This window comes from Bizionia argentinensis JUB59 (assembly GCF_000224335.1).
Classification (GTDB): domain Bacteria; phylum Bacteroidota; class Bacteroidia; order Flavobacteriales; family Flavobacteriaceae; genus Algorimicrobium; species Algorimicrobium argentinense.
Genome location: NZ_AFXZ01000002.1, coordinates 331,641 through 348,662 on the forward strand (window position 1 = coordinate 331,641; position 17,022 = coordinate 348,662).

Annotated in this window: 16 protein-coding genes; 6 read left to right on the forward strand and 10 right to left on the reverse strand. The window is 34.8% G+C overall.

Annotated features, from left to right (window positions below):
* Positions 1-28: 28 nt before the first annotated feature.
* Complete coding sequence (locus BZARG_RS01650; protein ID WP_008634497.1) at positions 29-1,165, reverse strand: chorismate-binding protein; 1,137 nt, start codon at positions 1,163-1,165, stop codon at positions 29-31.
* Between the two features lie 3 nt (positions 1,166-1,168).
* Positions 1,169-1,594: a PaaI family thioesterase gene (locus tag BZARG_RS01655; RefSeq protein WP_008634709.1), complete on the reverse strand. Its 426-nt coding sequence runs from the start codon at positions 1,592-1,594 to the stop codon at positions 1,169-1,171.
* A gap of 54 nt (positions 1,595-1,648) precedes the next feature.
* On the opposite strand from BZARG_RS01655, the gene BZARG_RS01660 reads away from it, so the two are divergent.
* Positions 1,649-2,290 carry an alpha/beta hydrolase gene (locus tag BZARG_RS01660; RefSeq protein WP_008634631.1) on the forward strand — a complete coding sequence of 214 codons (642 nt, stop codon included), beginning with the start codon at positions 1,649-1,651 and terminating at the stop codon, positions 2,288-2,290.
* 3 nt (positions 2,291-2,293) lie between these two features.
* On the opposite strand, the gene BZARG_RS01665 is transcribed toward BZARG_RS01660, so the two are convergent.
* From BZARG_RS01665 to dnaK, 3 genes are all read right to left on the reverse strand, one after another.
* A complete protein-coding gene (locus tag BZARG_RS01665; RefSeq protein ID WP_008634487.1) occupies positions 2,294-3,262 on the reverse strand; it encodes an NAD(P)H-dependent flavin oxidoreductase in 969 nt (322 codons plus the stop codon).
* Between the two features lie 110 nt (positions 3,263-3,372).
* Complete coding sequence (locus BZARG_RS15725) at positions 3,373-4,107, reverse strand: class I SAM-dependent methyltransferase (RefSeq protein WP_008634695.1); 735 nt, start codon at positions 4,105-4,107, stop codon at positions 3,373-3,375.
* Between the two features lie 165 nt (positions 4,108-4,272).
* On the reverse strand, positions 4,273-6,177 hold the full coding sequence (gene dnaK, locus BZARG_RS01675) for a molecular chaperone DnaK (RefSeq protein ID WP_008634531.1): 1,905 nt from the start codon (positions 6,175-6,177) through the stop codon (positions 4,273-4,275).
* 199 nt (positions 6,178-6,376) lie between these two features.
* Between dnaK and BZARG_RS01680 the strand changes: the two genes are divergently transcribed.
* The 4 genes from BZARG_RS01680 (at position 6,377) to BZARG_RS01695 (ending at position 10,301) form a co-directional block, all read left to right on the forward strand.
* A complete protein-coding gene (locus BZARG_RS01680; protein ID WP_008634688.1) occupies positions 6,377-6,889 on the forward strand; it encodes a hypothetical protein in 513 nt (170 codons plus the stop codon).
* 101 nt (positions 6,890-6,990) lie between these two features.
* The gene (locus tag BZARG_RS01685; RefSeq protein WP_008634241.1) at positions 6,991-8,415 is read left to right on the forward strand and encodes an L-serine ammonia-lyase; all 1,425 of its coding nucleotides are present in this window, start codon (positions 6,991-6,993) and stop codon (positions 8,413-8,415) included.
* Between the two features lie 162 nt (positions 8,416-8,577).
* A complete protein-coding gene (gene panB / locus BZARG_RS01690) occupies positions 8,578-9,396 on the forward strand; it encodes a 3-methyl-2-oxobutanoate hydroxymethyltransferase (protein ID WP_008634667.1) in 819 nt (272 codons plus the stop codon).
* A 203-nt stretch (positions 9,397-9,599) separates the two neighbouring features.
* Positions 9,600-10,301, forward strand: coding sequence for an RluA family pseudouridine synthase (locus tag BZARG_RS01695; RefSeq protein ID WP_008634442.1), 702 nt, complete (start codon positions 9,600-9,602; stop codon positions 10,299-10,301).
* Here the strand turns inward: BZARG_RS01695 and BZARG_RS01700 are convergent.
* The 4 genes from BZARG_RS01700 to BZARG_RS01720 all read right to left on the reverse strand — a co-directional run bounded on the left by BZARG_RS01700 (position 10,290) and on the right by BZARG_RS01720 (position 14,583).
* Positions 10,290-11,129 (reverse strand): sensor histidine kinase, encoded by an 840-nt coding sequence (locus BZARG_RS01700; RefSeq protein WP_040287883.1) that lies wholly within the window; start codon positions 11,127-11,129, stop codon positions 10,290-10,292. The genes BZARG_RS01695 and BZARG_RS01700 overlap by 12 nt on opposite strands.
* Positions 11,130-12,005: 876 nt before the next feature.
* A complete protein-coding gene (locus BZARG_RS01710; RefSeq protein ID WP_008634159.1) occupies positions 12,006-12,311 on the reverse strand; it encodes a hypothetical protein in 306 nt (101 codons plus the stop codon).
* Positions 12,312-12,363: 52 nt separating this feature from the next.
* The gene (locus tag BZARG_RS01715; RefSeq protein ID WP_008634424.1) at positions 12,364-12,900 is read right to left on the reverse strand and encodes a hypothetical protein; all 537 of its coding nucleotides are present in this window, start codon (positions 12,898-12,900) and stop codon (positions 12,364-12,366) included.
* A 144-nt stretch (positions 12,901-13,044) separates the two neighbouring features.
* A complete protein-coding gene (locus tag BZARG_RS01720) occupies positions 13,045-14,583 on the reverse strand; it encodes a YifB family Mg chelatase-like AAA ATPase (RefSeq protein WP_008634285.1) in 1,539 nt (512 codons plus the stop codon).
* A gap of 157 nt (positions 14,584-14,740) precedes the next feature.
* Here BZARG_RS01720 and BZARG_RS01725 point away from each other — a divergent pair, with 157 nt between their 5' ends.
* Positions 14,741-15,718 carry an NAD(P)H-dependent flavin oxidoreductase gene (locus BZARG_RS01725; protein ID WP_008634737.1) on the forward strand — a complete coding sequence of 326 codons (978 nt, stop codon included), beginning with the start codon at positions 14,741-14,743 and terminating at the stop codon, positions 15,716-15,718.
* A 281-nt stretch (positions 15,719-15,999) separates the two neighbouring features.
* Here BZARG_RS01725 and BZARG_RS01730 read toward each other — a convergent pair whose 3' ends face one another.
* Positions 16,000-16,959 (reverse strand): YheT family hydrolase, encoded by a 960-nt coding sequence (locus BZARG_RS01730; RefSeq protein ID WP_008634368.1) that lies wholly within the window; start codon positions 16,957-16,959, stop codon positions 16,000-16,002.
* Between the last annotated feature and the right edge of the window lie 63 nt (positions 16,960-17,022).

The following is a 17,022-nucleotide window of genomic DNA, read 5'->3' on the forward strand; positions in this document are numbered from 1 at the left end:
AAATAACAAATAGCGGACTGTAAAAAAATTATTGTAATACCTTTTTCATAGTTTGAGATTTTGCCACCGTTTCCTCCCATTCCTTGGTCGGATTAGATCCATCGGTAATACCGCCGCCTATATATATAAAGGCTTCATTATTTTGAATTTCCATACAGCGAAGATTGACAAATAAATTAGAAACAGTTTTAATACTCGCGTAGGCATTGTTTTCAACATTACGTCGATTGGAGTTTCTGGAAACTGATTTTTTAAGATTTAATTCTCCTAAAAACCCAGAGTAATAGGTACGTTTATAAAGTTCATTTTCAATGATAAAACTTTTAGCAATTTCTTTTGGCATTCCACAAACCGCCGGTGTTGGATGTAACGTTTTTATAATATTCTTTAAACCTGACTCTTCGGAATTGATGCGCCCTGAAATATGCGTTTTTAAATGCAGTAAACTTCCTGCTTTTGTTGTTTCCACGTCTGAAACTGTAATAGATTCCAGATGATTCTTTAGACCTGAAACTATAAAATCAGTAACTATTTGTTGCTCATGTAATTCCTTTTCCTGCCAAATAACATCGGTGGTATCTTTATAAACTTGCGTACCCGCGAGTGCCATAGTTTTTACTTGCTTATTTTCTACGTGTAGTAAGGTTTCTGGTGTAGCGCCTAACCACAACCCTATTTGTGGATGAAACCATATGTAAACATAAGCGGTTGGATAGGCAGATAGTAATTTTTTAAATACTTCAATCTGTTGTGCTTCTGAAATTGTAACTGCTTCTTTTCTGGATAATACCACTTTTTCAAAAGCATCATCAAGAATGGCTTCGACACCTTTTTCTACAAGTTCAATATGATCTTGCTTTGCGGAAGATTCCTTTATTATTTGAGTCGCTTCAGAAGTTGAATTTGTGCTTTTTTTAACTTTAAAATCAAGGGAATCACATTCCATAATTTCAGATGCATCTACAGGAATTAAAACACTAGGATCTTCTAAATTAAATGGCGCAAAAACGAATCCACTTTCCGTAAAATCTGTCGTTTTATAAAGTGTATTATCATTCTGTAAAAAAGATTTTATAGCAGTGGCACCTGGGTTTCTATAGGCAGCAAAAGGTAAATTGTTGGCAAACTGATCTTGAAGTCGCTCAAAAAAAGTCGTAAAAGTCATAGCTTATTTTTTTCGTGGTAAAGAAATAGTTGAAAGTCGGCAAATTGAAATCAAATTGTCATCATCGTCAGTCACACGAATATCTAAAAGTTGCGTGGTTCTACCCTTATGTAAAAAAGTCGCTTTTGCATAAACATGGCCTTCGGTTACACTTTTTACGTGATTGGCCGTAATTTCAATACCACGAACAAATACTTCATCTAAATTTGAAAATAAATGCGAAGCAAAACTACCAACACTTTCCGCTAATGCTGCTGTCGCGCCACCATGTAAAACACCATCTGGTTGATATACGCGCGAATTAACAGGCATTTTAGCAATTAGGAAATCATCTCCAAAATCCGAAATCGTAATTTCCAGAGTTTCCATTAAGGTATTTTTGCAAACCGCATTGATTTGTTTAAGTTTGGCTTCTTTAGATATTGACATAAAATACTGTATTTTTAAATCCAAATGTAAAAGTACAAAAACACGCGCTACAAAATGAATTTAACCGAAAAGGAAATATCCTATACCACCACAAATAGTTATGCCACTTTAAATACGCTAACCGCTTCCACAAAAAACGTTTGGTTTGTTTGCCATGGCATGGGTTTTTTAAGTCGGTATTTTTTACGGTATTTTCAAGCATTATCTGCTGAAGAAAATTATATTATTGCACCACAAGCCCAAAGTAAATACTATATTCCTCCTAAATTCAAACATGTTGGCTCCAGTTGGTTAACCAAAGAAAATACGGTTAAAGAAACCGAGAATATTATGCGTTATTTTGATTCGGTTTTAGAAGCCGAAGCAATTCCAGAGGATGTGAATCTTATAGTTTTAGGGTATTCCCAAGGTGTAAGTGTTGCCACACGGTATTTAGTGAAACGGCAATTAAAGTGTGCCCAATTAGTGTTGCATTCTGGCGGTATTCCTAAAGAATTAACGGAGAATGATTTTGACTACTTAAGTGAAACAACCAAGGTTTCCCTAATATATGGTGATTCTGATGAGTATTTAAATGATGAACGTATGAATTATGAAGAAAAGCGTGCGCAAGAATTATTTGGCAAACGTTTACAATTAGTACCTTTTCAAGGTAAACATGAAGTAAATGTTGAAATTATAAACAGTCTGGTTTAATATTTAGCTAATCAGATTTTGGATAATCTCTCGTGTTGGTAAAATAGCTTTAGTATGTTCAATACTTGGTCCAGCAACCCAAACCGTTTTATACGTTGCTTCTTTAGCTGCTTTTTCTGTAGCTTTCATACCAATATAAAAACGAACCATTTTAACCCATTTTTTAAGCGTTTTGTTTTTATTTAATAGCTTTTCGATTCCAGTAGATTTGGTTCCAATTTTCTGAACATAAGGTGTGTTAATAACGGTACATGGCGTTCCGGAAATACGCTCTGTCATGACGATATCTTTGGCGCCATAATTCACACACGCTTGCTTATAATCGTCGGTTACACCAGCTTCTATTGAGGCAATAAATGGACTTCCCACAGAAACGCCGTCAGCTCCATAACTCATCATTTTATCCATATCCGCTTTGCAGCCAACACCACCTGCAGAGATAACAGGAATAGATATTTCTTTTTTAAGTAAAAGGATTAATTCTTCCGGTGATAAATTTCCACGATGACCACCTGCTTCGCTATTTACCGCAATGGCAGCATCGGCTCCGAGCTGCTCTACTTTTTTAGCGAAATGTAAATCGGTAACATCACATAATACTTTAATACCAACAGCGTGTGCTTCTCTAATAGTTTCTTCAGGACTTCCAAGAGAGGTAATTATAAAATCGCAACCCTCTTCGCAAATTACGCGTAACTGCTCAAGGTATTTAACGTTAGATTTGTTTACAATTAGGTTAAATCCAAACGATCCTCCCGTGCCATCCGGCTGGCTAGCTTTTGCTTTCGCTTCTTTTAATTCTAAAATAGCTTCACGTAACTCGTCTAAAGTGCGGTAGTTTAAAGCGGGAATACAACCAGCAACGCCACTTTTCATGCCTTCTATAACCATTGCGGTATTGGACACCAAAAACATTGGTGCTATGATAATTGGGTGTTTTATTTTAAGAAGTTTTGTGAGTTGTGTAGACATTTTTAAATTTTTAATGGACCTTACAGCTTTCTAAAACCTGTGAGATTTAAATAACGAATGCAAATGTAATTAAATTTATTATGCACGCATAGTTTATTTGATGTAAAAACTTAAGACTTCTGCGCTAGAATAATGTTTTCATTTTCTGAAAATCCAAAGTAATTGTCAGCAGTTTCATTAAAGGATAAAACTTCTGTTTTAAAACCAGATTCTTCTAATCTTTTAGATAATCCTGAAACTGAATATACTCTTAAATGATCTTCTTGGCCAAAATGCTGTAAAAGTTCTTTTTCAGTTGTAATGGAATGATTTTTATAGATTTCTCCAGCTTTAAAAGGCGTTTGTACATAACACAAGCCTTTTGTTTTTAATATTCTATATAGTTCATGCATGGCTTTTTTATCTTGCAAAACGTGCTCTAAAACATGATAACATAATACAACATCATAGTAATTGTCTGGCTCATCAATCGCTTCGATGTTGAGCGTTTTCATAGTCTTAAACTCACCCAAATAATCTGATGTTATATACTCGCAAGTATTATATTTCTCTATTTTACTTTTCATGCTTTTAGAAGGTGAAAAGTAAAATATTCTTTTATTTTCTAACGTATTTTCAAGTATGGTATATAATCTTCTATTTCGAGCAACACTGCCACATTTTGGACAAAGTTTATCGAAGTTTTCTGTTCTAACAAATTTGGATAATTTAAAATCACACATATTACATTGGTGGGTATTTCCTCTGTAAAAGAATGCAATAATACTTCTAAAAAAGCCCTCATTTTTCTCTATGAATTTACTGGGTAAGACGCTTTTTATTTTTTTCTTTAGTATTTGGTACATTTAGCTGTAATTCTTATATGTTTCGAAGATAACTTTTTTAACAATTATAAATAAAAAAAAACGCAATCTACACCGGTAATTATCGGGAGATTGCGTTTTTAATACTAATATAATATTGCTTTTTAAGGCCTTTCAATTGGGCTCAACATTACAATATCAATTTAATTATTTCACTTCTTCGAAGTCAACATCTTCTACATCGCTACCTTCATCTTCAGATTGTCCTGAAGCATCTGGACCAGCTTGACCACCTTCTGGTTGACCTTCACCTTGTGCTTTGTACATTTCTTCGCTTGCTACTTTCCATGCTTCGTTGATTTTCTCTAAAGCTGGATCAATAACTGCGATATCTTTTGTTTCGTAAGCAGTCTTCAATTCTTCAAGTGCATCTTCAATTGGCTTTTTCTTATCGTCAGATAATTTCTCACCAAATTCTTTCAGCTGACTTTCCGTTTGGAAAATCATAGCGTCAGCACTATTCAATTTTTCAGCAGTTTCTTTTGCTTTGGCATCTGCATCTGCATTTGCTTCAGCATCAGCTTTCATTTTCTTAATATCTTCTTCTGATAAACCTGAAGATGCTTCAATACGAATATCTTGTGTTTTATTCGTCGCTTTATCCGTTGCAGATACCTTAATGATACCGTTGGCATCAATGTCAAACGTTACTTCAATTTGAGGTGTACCACGTTGAGATGGTGGAATACCATCTAAATGGAAACGTCCAATTGTTTTATTATCGGCTGCCATAGCACGCTCTCCTTGTAACACATGTATTTCAACAGATGGCTGATTATCGGCCGCTGTAGAGAATACTTGCGATTTTTTAGTCGGAATAGTCGTGTTGGCTTCAATAAGTTTCGTCATTACGTTACCCATTGTTTCAATACCTAATGATAATGGTGTAACATCTAATAAAAGTACATCTTTAACATCACCTGTTAAAACACCACCTTGAATAGCAGCTCCTAATGACACTACTTCATCAGCATTTACACCTTTACTTGGTTTTTTACCGAAAAATTTCTCAACAGCTTCCTGAACTGCAGGAATACGCGTTGATCCACCTACTAAAATAATTTCATCAATATCACTTTTCGTTAAACCTGCTGCTTTCATAGCAGATGCACAAGGTGCGATTGTACGCTTAACTAAATCGTCAATTAACTGCTCAAATTTAGAACGTGATAATGTTCGTACCAAGTGTTTTGGTCCACTTGCAGTAGCCGTTACATATGGTAAATTAATTTCTGTTTGTGCAGTAGATGATAATTCAATCTTCGCTTTTTCAGCAGCTTCTTTTAAACGTTGTAAAGCCATTGGGTCTTTACGTAAATCAATATCTTCTTCAGATTTAAATTCGTCAGCTAACCAATCAATGATTTTCTCATCTACATCATCACCACCTAAATGGGTATCACCTTCAGTTGATAATACTTCAAAAACACCATCACCTAATTCTAAAATAGATACATCATGAGTTCCACCACCAAAATCGAAAACTACGATTTTTTGGTCAGTTCCTTTCTTATCCATTCCGTATGCTAAAGCAGCAGCAGTAGGTTCGTTAATAATACGTTCTACTTTTAAACCTGCAATTTCACCAGCTTCTTTAGTTGCTTGACGTTGTGAGTCATTAAAGTAAGCAGGTACTGTAATTACAGCACGTGTTACATCTTGACCTAAATAATCTTCAGCAGTTTTCTTCATTTTCTGAAGAATCATAGCTGATAATTCTTGTGGCGTATATAAACGACCATCAATATCCACACGTGGTGTGTCATTGTCACCTTTTACTACTTTGTAAGGTACGCGTCCTGCTTCTTTTGAAGATTCAGAAAACTTATTACCCATAAAACGCTTAATAGAATAAACCGTTTTTGTTGGATTGGTTACGGCTTGACGTTTTGCTGGATCTCCAACTTTAATTTCTCCGCCTTCAACGAAAGCGATTACAGATGGCGTTGTTCTTTTGCCTTCTGCATTTGGTATTACAACTGGCTCATTACCTTCCATTACAGAAACACAAGAGTTGGTTGTACCTAAATCGATTCCAATAATTTTACTCATAATATATATGTTCTTTTAATTTGTATTTTTCCAAGTGACCCTGGAAACGTTATATTCTTTTTGATTTCGAATAGTATAAGACAAGGATTGTGCCATGACAAAAAATATGACACCTTGTCAGAACTCTTTGTTAATTATAAACAAAAACACGACGTTATATGGAATTATCACTACTTTTAAGTTCTAATAAAAAATGATTATGAAAAATCTTATAGCTGTATTATTTGTATCTGCTTTACTTATAACGTCTTGCGAAGGGCCACAAGGTCCTCCAGGCTCCCCCGGATTGCAAGGGAATGATGGAATTGATGGGGAAACTATTGTTGCGCCTTCTTTCGAAATAGAGCTCGATTTTACGGCAGCTAATAATTTTGAGTTTTTCGAACCTTATGGTTTTAACACCCTTTCTTCTGATATAACTTTAGTTTATATTCTTTGGGAAGTAAATAACGGTCAAGATGTTTGGCGTTTATTGCCTCAAACAGTGGAATTTAATAACGGTACTTTGGTCTATAATTACGATTTCACTCAAACTGAAGTCAGTATTTTTTTAGATGGAACCATAGATTTTAATACGCTCGATATTTCTTGGACAAATAATCGCGTATTCCGTGTTGTTGTTGTTCCTGCTGATAATGTTGGCAGACAAGACTTCAGCGATATCAATGCTGTGATGGCACATTATAATATTACACATTTTGATAAACGGTAGATTAAAAATCTATTAAATTCTGTTTTGAATATCCATGGGTTTCTTTAAGAAACATCATAAACTAACTGTATCTTTGCTTTAAAACTAAAAACTATTGCTACATGGAGTGTATTTCTGTATTTGATATGCTAAAAATTGGTGTTGGTCCTTCCAGTTCTCACACACTAGGACCCTGGCGTGCTGCCGAACGTTGGATAGCCGATTTGAAAACTGATAATAAGTTTGAAAAAGTAGAAAGAATTACAGTCGATCTATATGGCTCTTTATCCTTAACTGGTAAAGGTCATGCTACCGATTTCGCCGTTATGCTAGGCTTAAGTGGTGGCGATCCCGAATATATTCCAGTGGATTCTATTGATGGTATTATTGCAGAAATAAATAATACTAATAAAATAAGTTTTAATGGCGAACGTACAGTCGATTTTAATCCGAAAACCGATATTATTTTCAATAGAAAGTTTTTACCATACCATGCAAACGGTATGCGGTTTACGGCAGAAATTAATGGTAAAAAATCACATGCTTATTACTACTCCATTGGGGGTGGTTTTGTAGTTCAAGAAGAGCGTAAAAACTCCAAAGCCAAAAAAGAAACATTCTATCGCACATTTCCTTATCCTGTTGAAAATGGCGTGAAATTATTAGAGTTTTGTAAGCAATTAAATTTACCAGTTTCAAGTGTTGTTTTAGAAAACGAAAAATCTTTACGTAGTGAAGAAGAAATCGATTTCGAATTAAAACGTATCTGGAATACCATGTTAGAGTGTATGTACACAGGCTGTCATACCGAAGGTAATTTACCTGGTGGTTTAAATGTGCGCCGTCGTGCTTTCGATATGCATGAGAAATTAAATAATGATGTGCCTTACGATTCACCTGAAACATGGTTACAAGGTATTCGCCAAACTGAAGTTAAATTCCGATCTATATTAAAATGGGTTAGCTGCTTTGCATTATCGGTTAATGAAGTTAATGCGGCATTAGGTCGTGTAGTTACGGCACCTACTAACGGAAGCGCTGGCGTTATTCCTGCTGTTTTAATGTATTATTTGGTAATTGAAAACCATGAAGCTGACTTTGAACATATTAAAAAATTCTTATTAGTAGCTGGTGAAATTGGTTCTATCTTTAAAAAAGGAGCCACTATTTCTGCCGCTATGGGAGGTTGTCAAGCTGAAATTGGTGTATCGTCTGCCATGGCAGCTGGTGCATTATGTGAATTATTAGGCGGAACACCGGATCAAGTTTTAATTGCTGCCGAAATTGCTATGGAGCATCATTTAGGTCTTACCTGCGATCCTATTGGAGGTTTAGTACAAATACCATGTATTGAACGAAATTCTATGGGCGCTATAAAAGCCATTAATGCTGCTGAATTAGCATTAGATACGGATCCTAAAAACGTAAAAGTACCATTGGATAAAGTGGTTCAAACTATGTGGGAAACCGCTAAGGACATGAATTCCAAATATAAAGAAACGAGTGAAGGTGGATTAGCAGTAAGTGTCAATATAACGGATTGTTAATCGGTTATAAATAAAACAAAACTAATTTCATTCTGTATTTATATTATTAATTGGAATGATTCCGAATTTGCTTTTTGAACCAATAAATGGATTGAAATAATTATAAATTTAATCATATCAATTCTAAATTTATTAATTTTACACGCATTTTAAACAAAACATATGTCAGTCGCAAAAAAACAGTACAAACGAATTACAGTTAAAACATTAGTGGATATGAAAGCCAAAGGCGAAAAAATATCCATGTTAACTGCCTATGATTATACCATGGCAAAAATTGTTGATGGCGCTGGGATAGATGTTATTCTTGTTGGTGATTCTGCAAGTAATGTAATGGCTGGTCATGAAACGACCTTACCTATTACTCTAGATCATATGATTTATCATGCATCTTCTGTAGTTCGTGCAGTTGAGCGCGCTTTGGTTGTTGTAGATTTGCCTTTTGGAAGTTACCAAAGTGACCCTAAAGAAGCCTTACGCTCTGCTATTCGTATTATGAAAGAAAGTGGCGGACATGCCGTTAAATTAGAAGGAGGAAAGGAAGTTAAGGACTCTATCAAGCGTATTTTAAATGCTGGAATTCCTGTTATGGGCCATTTAGGATTAACGCCACAATCTATTTATAAATTTGGAACATATACAGTTCGCGCCAAAGAAGATGAAGAAGCTGAGAAACTAAAAGAAGATGCTTTAATGCTTGAAAGAGCTGGTTGTTTTTCTATTGTTTTAGAAAAAATCCCTGCGAAATTAGCACAAGAAGTTGCCGAAAGTGTCAGTATTCCTGTCATAGGAATTGGCGCAGGAAAAGGTGTGGATGGTCAAGTTTTAGTTTTACATGATATGATTGGTATGACCCACGAATTCAACCCACGTTTTTTACGTCGTTATATGAATTTGTATGAAGATATGACCAATGCTATTTCACAATATGCGAAAGATGTTAAGTCGGTTGACTTTCCAAATGACGATGAGCAGTATTAGTGTTCAGTTTGTAGTTGCTTTAGACAGTGTTCAATAATCAATCGCGGTTTACAGTAGGTAATTTAGATTTTTTTATCGCAAGGACCTAAAGAACTAAAGTTTAAAAGTTCGTGAGCAATTCTCCGCGAATCTCTGTGGTATTCTTTGTGAATTTCCGCGCTATAACATCCGTGAAATCCGTGTCAAGTAAAATTTAATAATTCGTGTCGAAAACCCTATCCAACAAATCAAATCTCCAAGTTCTCTACGAAGACAATCACTTAATAATTGTCAATAAACGTGCTGGTGATATTGTTCAAGGCGATAAAACGGGTGACACTCCGTTAAGCGACGTTGTGAAAGACTATATAAAAGATAAATACAACAAACCAGGAAACGTATATTTGGGGGTGGTTCATCGTTTGGATAGACCCACAACTGGTGTCGTTATGTTTGCAAAAACCAGTAAAGCATTACCGCGACTTAACAAATTATTTGTAGACAGAAAAGCCGATAAAACCTATTGGGCTTTGGTTAAAAATGTACCGGAAAAACAAGCCGATACGTTAACGCATTGGTTACGAAAGAATCCTAAGAATAATAAATCGACAGCCTTTCCTAATAAATCTCCAGATAGTAAAAAGGCTATCTTACACTATCAAGTTTTAAAACAATTAGATAATTACGTTTTAGTTGAAGTATCTTTAGAAACCGGTAGACATCATCAAATTCGAGTACAATTGGCAAGTATTGGAAGTCCAATAAAAGGCGACTTAAAGTACGGCTTTAACCGAAGCAATCCCGATGGTAGTATTAGTTTGCACGCCAGATATTTAAAGTTTACACATCCCGTTTCTAACCATGTTATTGATGTTACCGCAGCATTACCAAAAGATCCTGTTTGGGATGCCTGTTTAGAAAGTTAACATCGTTTCTTCACGATATGGATACTGTAATTCTAATTTGGTTCCTTGTTTTATGGCTGAATGTAATTTTAAATCAGCATGAATTAAATCTGCTCGACTTTTCATATTAATTAAACCTGAACCTTTTTCTGCGGAAGCGATATCAAAGCCTTTCCCATCATCTAAAATTTTAATCAATAAGCTTTCTTTTTGATATTCTAATCTCACAAATAAACTAGCGGCAGACGCATATTTAACGGTATTCGAAATAAACTCTTGAATAATACGGAATAAGATAATGCTGTCTTTTGAATTACTAAACAACGTTTCATCACCAATAATTTCTAGATTAGCCGACAATAATTTTAATTTGTTTAACCGAGAGATTTCATTTTCAACTGATTTCTGAAAACCCTTATTAATAATCACATCACTATTTAAGGATTTAGAAAGCGCACGCACTTCACTTAAACTTTCTTTAACGACATTCTTCGTTTCTGTGAATTGCTCCCTAATACCTTCCTGAACTTGGGTATTCATAATACTCATTTGCATATTGGCAACAGATAATAACTGACCGATATTATCATGTAACTCCTGACCAATATTTTTTAGTGTTTGTTCTTGAATTTCAATTTGGGTACTGGTTAATTCTTCTTGAAACGCTTGTTCGCGTTCAATTTTATCTAATAATAATTTATTTTTACGTTTATTAAAAAATATAAAAATCAAAATAATAAGCGTACAAATAATAAGTAGAACACCTATCATGTAGACTAACAAATAGCGTTCAGCGGCTGTTGAGACAGATATTTCTTGAAACACTTTAAGAGGTAAATTATTAATCATACTTTGGTTGGCAAAAAATTAAGGCTAAAGTAAAACTTAAGTACATAAATACATTAGCAAACAGAAAAATTTGATATTTTAAAAACACAAAATTCCAATCCGCAGTTGAAAAATAGATCTCATAAAAAACCAATGGCGTGGTAATTAACCACCAAATTAATACGGTAACACTTATATAAAAGTTGATGGATTTGTAGAAATTTAGAATGGTATCACTATTTAAAATTTCATAAAGATATAAACTGGTAGCGATAACAACCACTATAGTTGACATAATGTGTATAATAGGGATAGTTCCCAAATATAAATTTTCAAAATAAATAATTAAAAAAAGTATAGATAATATGATAAATAACCATTTTATAAAATTTAAAAAATTTTTCAATAGAATTTTATGAATTATTTTCTGAAAATAGAAAACGTAAAATATAGTACTGCCAATAAACCAAAATATAGTAGCATACCAATAATTCTTTTCAAAGATGGTATTCTCAATACTATCAAAAATTTCCAAATAATGAAAAAATCTTGGATACCTTGATGTTAAATCTGAAAGTGAGCTATAAACAAGAAACCATATAAAATAAATAACAGCAGTTGATTTATACTTTTTATAAAAGAATAAGCCAGTAACTGCCGCTAAAAATTCAACTGTATGCGTAATTAAAAAATAATTTTGGCTTAAAAACTCCTTCATTTTTAGAGATTATTGTTGGTAATTGGCACTTGGTGGATCACCATCACTACCCATATACAATCCATCACCACAAGGAATGCCACCGCCTTCTTCACGTAAGAAAGGAATCATACATATTTCTATTTCCGGTTGGTACTAAAAATACCGTAGCTTGACCTGCCTTACCATTTGTTTCATTTTCACCATAAGGCAATATAAATACGGACACCATCCATATCATAACCCAAATCTTGAGCTTGATTTTCAGTATAATCCAGATATGCTCTTATATCTTGTAGCGAAAATTTTACCGAACGATTGTCCGGTTTTCCGATAGCAGCCTCAATGGCGTTTGCATGTATAGCCGACCAATTATTATTTAATTCTTGGGCTCGCTCTGGCGAAATAATACCATAAGATGCTTTAAATTTCCTGGGTGACAAGGCATCATCATTATTAGTAACTTTAACGTCATCATTAGAACAACTAAAGTTAATAAACAACATACATAAGAATTTCAAATTAAAATAATTTATTTAAGGGTTAACAATTACGAGGTTATTGTGGATAGCTGGCAGAAGGTGGGTCTCCTAATCCTCCCACATTCAAGCCATCTCCTCCAGGAATGTCTTCGCCTCCATTCTGAAAATTAAATGGTATACTAGATCCTTTAGACAACGCTTTCATGCCTGTAGGTATAAAAAACATAGTTGTATAGCCACCACCTTTCTCCTTTGTATCTGGATACGCACCTAAATATACTCGAATTCCATCCATTTTATAGCCTAGTTCTTGTGTTTGAGTTTCAGCATGTTTTAAATAATTCCGCACATCCTCCAAGGACCACCAAGCCGAACGGTTATCTGGACGCTTAACAATGGAATCACTGATGAGTTTGTGTCTATCGTTAAAAGCATTATCTAATTTTTTAGCTTGTTCAGATGTAATGATGCCCTTAGGTTTCATACTCACTTTACTAAATAATGCTGGATCTGTACTACTGACGTTTTTACTAATTTCAGAATTAAAAACAAAATAATACGTGACTAAAGCACCAATGATGATGCCTACAATAAATAAGGATAAATTTTTCATGGTTGATTAGTTAGCTAATTTAAAAGTTAAATTTATAAAAAAGAATGTGAATAGACCTGTTTTAGACTTTAAATGTAAAATCAGTAAGTTTTCAATTCTCATAATATCTAATATTTACCATTTAACTTGTCAGAAAGACTTTACCTAACCTAACCAGCCATCACGATCTAAACTGCGGTACTGAATAGCTTCACTAATATGCGACCCATTTATGTGTGGACTTGCTTCTAAATCGGCAATGGTTCGGGATACTTTTAAAATCCTGTCGTAAGCACGAGCAGATAAATTTAAACGTTCCATTGCGGTTTTTAAAAGTTCTTTGGATGTATCATCTAATCGGCAATGTTTTCTAATTTGCTTAACATTCATTTGCGCATTATAATGTACGCTTTCGGATTCTACAAAACGATCGGTTTGCCTCTCTCTAGCTTCTGTAACACGTTTTCTAATATCTATGGAACCTTCTCCTTTGCGTTCATCAGATAGTTTTTCAAAAGGTACTGGCGTCACTTCAATATGGATATCAATTCGATCCAATAGAGGTCCAGAAACTTTGCTCAAGTAGCGTTGCATTTCTGCTGGGGATGACGTTACCGGCGCACTAGGATCGTTAAAATAACCGCTTGGACTCGGATTCATACTGGCTACTAACATAAACGAACATGGATAAGTAACCGTAAACTTGGCTCTAGAAATTGTCACTTCCCGATCCTCCAAAGGTTGGCGCATGACTTCTAAAACATCGCGCTTAAATTCTGGTAGTTCATCTAAAAATAAAACACCGTTATGGGACATGGAAATTTCGCCCGGTTGTGGGTAGCTTCCGCCACCAACTAAAGCGACATTTGAAATTGTGTGGTGAGGACTTCTAAAAGGCCGTTGAGCCATTAAACCTGTATTTTCTTTTACGCGACCAACTACAGAATGAATTTTAGTAGTTTCCAAGGCTTCTTGCAAGGTCATAGGTGGTAAAATACTAGGTAAACGTTTGGCAAGCATCGTTTTTCCAGCACCTGGTGGACCAATTAATATAATGTTATGACCTCCAGCTGCCGCAATTTCCATACAACGTTTTATACCTTCTTGACCTTTAACATCAGCAAAATCGAATTCAGGAAAATTAAGACTTTTATTAAATTCTTCCTTCACATCAATAATAGTTTGCTCTAAAGCTTCGCCTTTATCAAAATAATTAATGACTTGCGTAATATTATCCACACCATATACATTAAAACCAGAAACGATAGCAGCTTCTTTTGCATTTTGGCTTGGCAAAATAAAGCCTTTAAAACCTTCTTCGTGTGCTTTAATAGCAATGGGCAACGCGCCTTTTATGGGCTGCAAGGTTCCATCTAAAGACAATTCGCCCATAATAACATAATTCTCTAGATCATCGGCTTTTATTTGATTAGTGGCTGTCAGAATCCCCATGGCTAGCGTTAAATCGTATGCACTTCCCTCCTTGCGTAAATCGGCTGGAGACATATTAATTATAATTTTCTTTCCTGGAATTTTAAAACCGTTATTTTGAAGTGCAGCAGCTATTCTAAAATTGCTTTCTTTAATAGCATTATCTGGCAAACCTACTAAATGATAGCCTACGCCTTTATCCACGTTTACTTCTACTGTAATTGTTGTAGCTTCAACGCCAAAAACGGCACTTCCAAAGACTTTTTTTAGCATAATTGATTGATTTGCATAAATGTAGGTAAATTGTGCGGAATAAAAAATCTAAATTCTTAATCGCAACTATCTAATATTAATAAACACTTAAGATGGAATTTCGAGACTAATAAGCAGTTTTTAATTATATTTGATACCCTATCAAAAAAAAAATAAAATGAGTAAAGCTTCCTTTATAAAAGATTTGACATTGCCAGCAATTGCAGCACCTATGTTTTTAATTTCTGGACCAAAATTGGTTATTGAATGTTGTAAAAATGGTATTGTTGGTACTTTCCCTGCCTTAAACCAACGAACCAGTGAAGGTTTTGAGGAATGGCTTATAGAGATTAAAACAGCGCTTGCCGATTTTGAAAAAGAAACGGGTAAAAAAGCGGCGCCATTCGGTGTCAATTTAATTGTTCATCAAACGAATCCACGAGTTCAAGCCGATTTAGAATTATGTGTGAAACATAAGGTCCCTTTAATTATTACCTCTTTAGGAACAGTTTCAGAATTGGTGGATGCCGTTCATAGTTACGGCGGATTAGTTTTTCATGATATTATTAAAAAGCGTCACGCAGAAAAAGCTGCGGAAGCTGGTGTAGATGGTTTAATATTAGTGTCGGCCGGCGCTGGTGGTCATGCAGGAACTCTTAACCCAATGCCATTAGTGGCTGAAATTAAGCGCTTTTTTAAGAAAACGATTGTACTTGCTGGTACTATTAGCACGGGACGCGATATTGCTTCCGCTTTGCAAATGGGTGCTGATTTAGCTTATATGGGAACACGATTTATTAATGTGCAGGAAAGTAAAGCGCCTGCAGCATATCGGGATATGATAATAGATGCTGGAGCAGACGACATTGTTTACACAGCTGCTATTTCTGGTGTTGCTGCTAACTTTTTAGGACCAAGCATTAAAGCTATGGGAATTACTGAAGAAATGTTAACACGTGAGAAAAAGGTCGATTTTGGAAACGAATTAACCGTTCATAAAGATGAAGCTAAAGCATGGGCGACTATTTGGTCGGCTGGACAAGGTGTAACGAATATTCATGATACGCCACATGTTTCGGAATTGGTGGCTGAATTAAAGAAAGGATTTTTAGAGGCTATTGAAGAGCAAATTAAGTATTTGGATATTTATAAGTAGAGTTCACATGGGTTTTTAGACTCGGATGTAATTTCACAGAGATACATGAAAAAATTACGGAGATGTACAGAGAAATATTTCTGATATTTAAATCTGCTTACACGTTCCTTCTTCAAAACTCCGTGTAGCAACTCTACCTTCCAAATGGCGGGCAGGCAACAAACAGCTTAACACCTTTGCACCTTTACGCCTTCGCGAGAAAACAACGTAAATCCTTTTCCGAAAAACTCCGTGTTTCTCTGTGAATCTCCGCGTATCAACTAAAACAACTCACTATCATTTCAATTCTCCTGAATAAACTCCAAAGTGCGTAGTTCATTATAATAAAAAGCTCCTTTTTGAATAAACCCCACATGACCGCCATATTTTGGCATTTCTAAAAATAAATTCGGATTGTTTTTTGCTGCTTTTATGGGGTAGCATTCGGATGATAAAAAAGAATCGTTTAACGCGTTTATTATAAGCGTAGGAATCTTGATATTCGGAAGAAACTGTAAAGAACTACTTTGTTCATAATAATCCGACGCGTCTTTAAAACCATGAGCTTTCGCCGTATAAAAATTATCAAAATCATATAAAGTTCTTATTCCTTTTAAATCTTCTAGCGAAATTTTATCTGGATAACTCAAACTTTTAGCACGTAACTTATTAACTAAATTGCGCTTAAATCTTTCATGAAACGCTTTGTTTTTAAACGTATGCAACTCTCTAGCTGAACCGGCCAAATAACAAGGTACTGAAATTGCTATCCCGCCTTTAACTTCTGTTGGAATGTTAGTGTTTTGGCCCAAATATTTAAGGGTAACATTGCCACCTAAACTAAAACCTTTTATATAGATTTCTGAATAAGCCTTAGTTTCCATAACATGAGAGATTACTTCTTGTAAATCTTCCGTAGCTCCGGAATGATACGATTGAAATAATAAATTATCTTCACCACTACACCCTCGAAAATTAACAGAAACTGCATCAACACTATTTTGATTACACAATTTAGCAGTTCCTGTAACATAAGCGCGCTGGGCACTACCTTCCAAACCATGCAAAATTATGATGAGTTTCTTTGTTTTTTCCTTGGTAAAACTCCAATCTAAATCTAAAAAATCACCATCAGAAACAGTAATGCGTTCTCTTTGTTGAGTTAGACCTTTAACATTTCGAATTAATCCTGAATAAACGGTTGCAACAAAGCCTTTTCTGAATAAATAAGGTGCTTTGTAGGTTGATTCTATTATGGGCATAAAATAATATGTTATTAAATGGATTATTACCTGGTTTTTCCACGAAGTTGCACGGAGGATTTT

Excerpts from the sequence above, each read along its gene's own strand:
- BZARG_RS01710 (WP_008634159.1), bottom strand. The coding sequence starts at position 12,311 with ATGTTGTTTATTAACTTTAGTTGTTCTAATGATGACGTTAAAGTTACT.
- BZARG_RS01725 (WP_008634737.1), top strand. The coding sequence starts at position 14,741 with ATGAGTAAAGCTTCCTTTATAAAAGATTTGACATTGCCAGCAATTGCA.
- BZARG_RS01715 (WP_008634424.1), bottom strand. The coding sequence starts at position 12,900 with ATGAAAAATTTATCCTTATTTATTGTAGGCATCATCATTGGTGCTTTA.
- BZARG_RS01680 (WP_008634688.1), top strand. The coding sequence starts at position 6,377 with ATGAAAAATCTTATAGCTGTATTATTTGTATCTGCTTTACTTATAACG.
- BZARG_RS01730 (WP_008634368.1), bottom strand. The coding sequence starts at position 16,959 with ATGCCCATAATAGAATCAACCTACAAAGCACCTTATTTATTCAGAAAA.
- BZARG_RS01685 (WP_008634241.1), top strand. The coding sequence starts at position 6,991 with ATGGAGTGTATTTCTGTATTTGATATGCTAAAAATTGGTGTTGGTCCT.
- BZARG_RS01720 (WP_008634285.1), bottom strand. The coding sequence starts at position 14,583 with ATGCTAAAAAAAGTCTTTGGAAGTGCCGTTTTTGGCGTTGAAGCTACA.
- panB (WP_008634667.1), top strand. The coding sequence starts at position 8,578 with ATGTCAGTCGCAAAAAAACAGTACAAACGAATTACAGTTAAAACATTA.
- BZARG_RS01700 (WP_040287883.1), bottom strand. The coding sequence starts at position 11,129 with ATGATTAATAATTTACCTCTTAAAGTGTTTCAAGAAATATCTGTCTCA.
- BZARG_RS15725 (WP_008634695.1), bottom strand. The coding sequence starts at position 4,107 with ATGTACCAAATACTAAAGAAAAAAATAAAAAGCGTCTTACCCAGTAAA.
- BZARG_RS01665 (WP_008634487.1), bottom strand. The coding sequence starts at position 3,262 with ATGTCTACACAACTCACAAAACTTCTTAAAATAAAACACCCAATTATC.
- BZARG_RS01660 (WP_008634631.1), top strand. The coding sequence starts at position 1,649 with ATGAATTTAACCGAAAAGGAAATATCCTATACCACCACAAATAGTTAT.
- BZARG_RS01650 (WP_008634497.1), bottom strand. The coding sequence starts at position 1,165 with ATGACTTTTACGACTTTTTTTGAGCGACTTCAAGATCAGTTTGCCAAC.
- dnaK (WP_008634531.1), bottom strand. The coding sequence starts at position 6,177 with ATGAGTAAAATTATTGGAATCGATTTAGGTACAACCAACTCTTGTGTT.
- BZARG_RS01655 (WP_008634709.1), bottom strand. The coding sequence starts at position 1,594 with ATGTCAATATCTAAAGAAGCCAAACTTAAACAAATCAATGCGGTTTGC.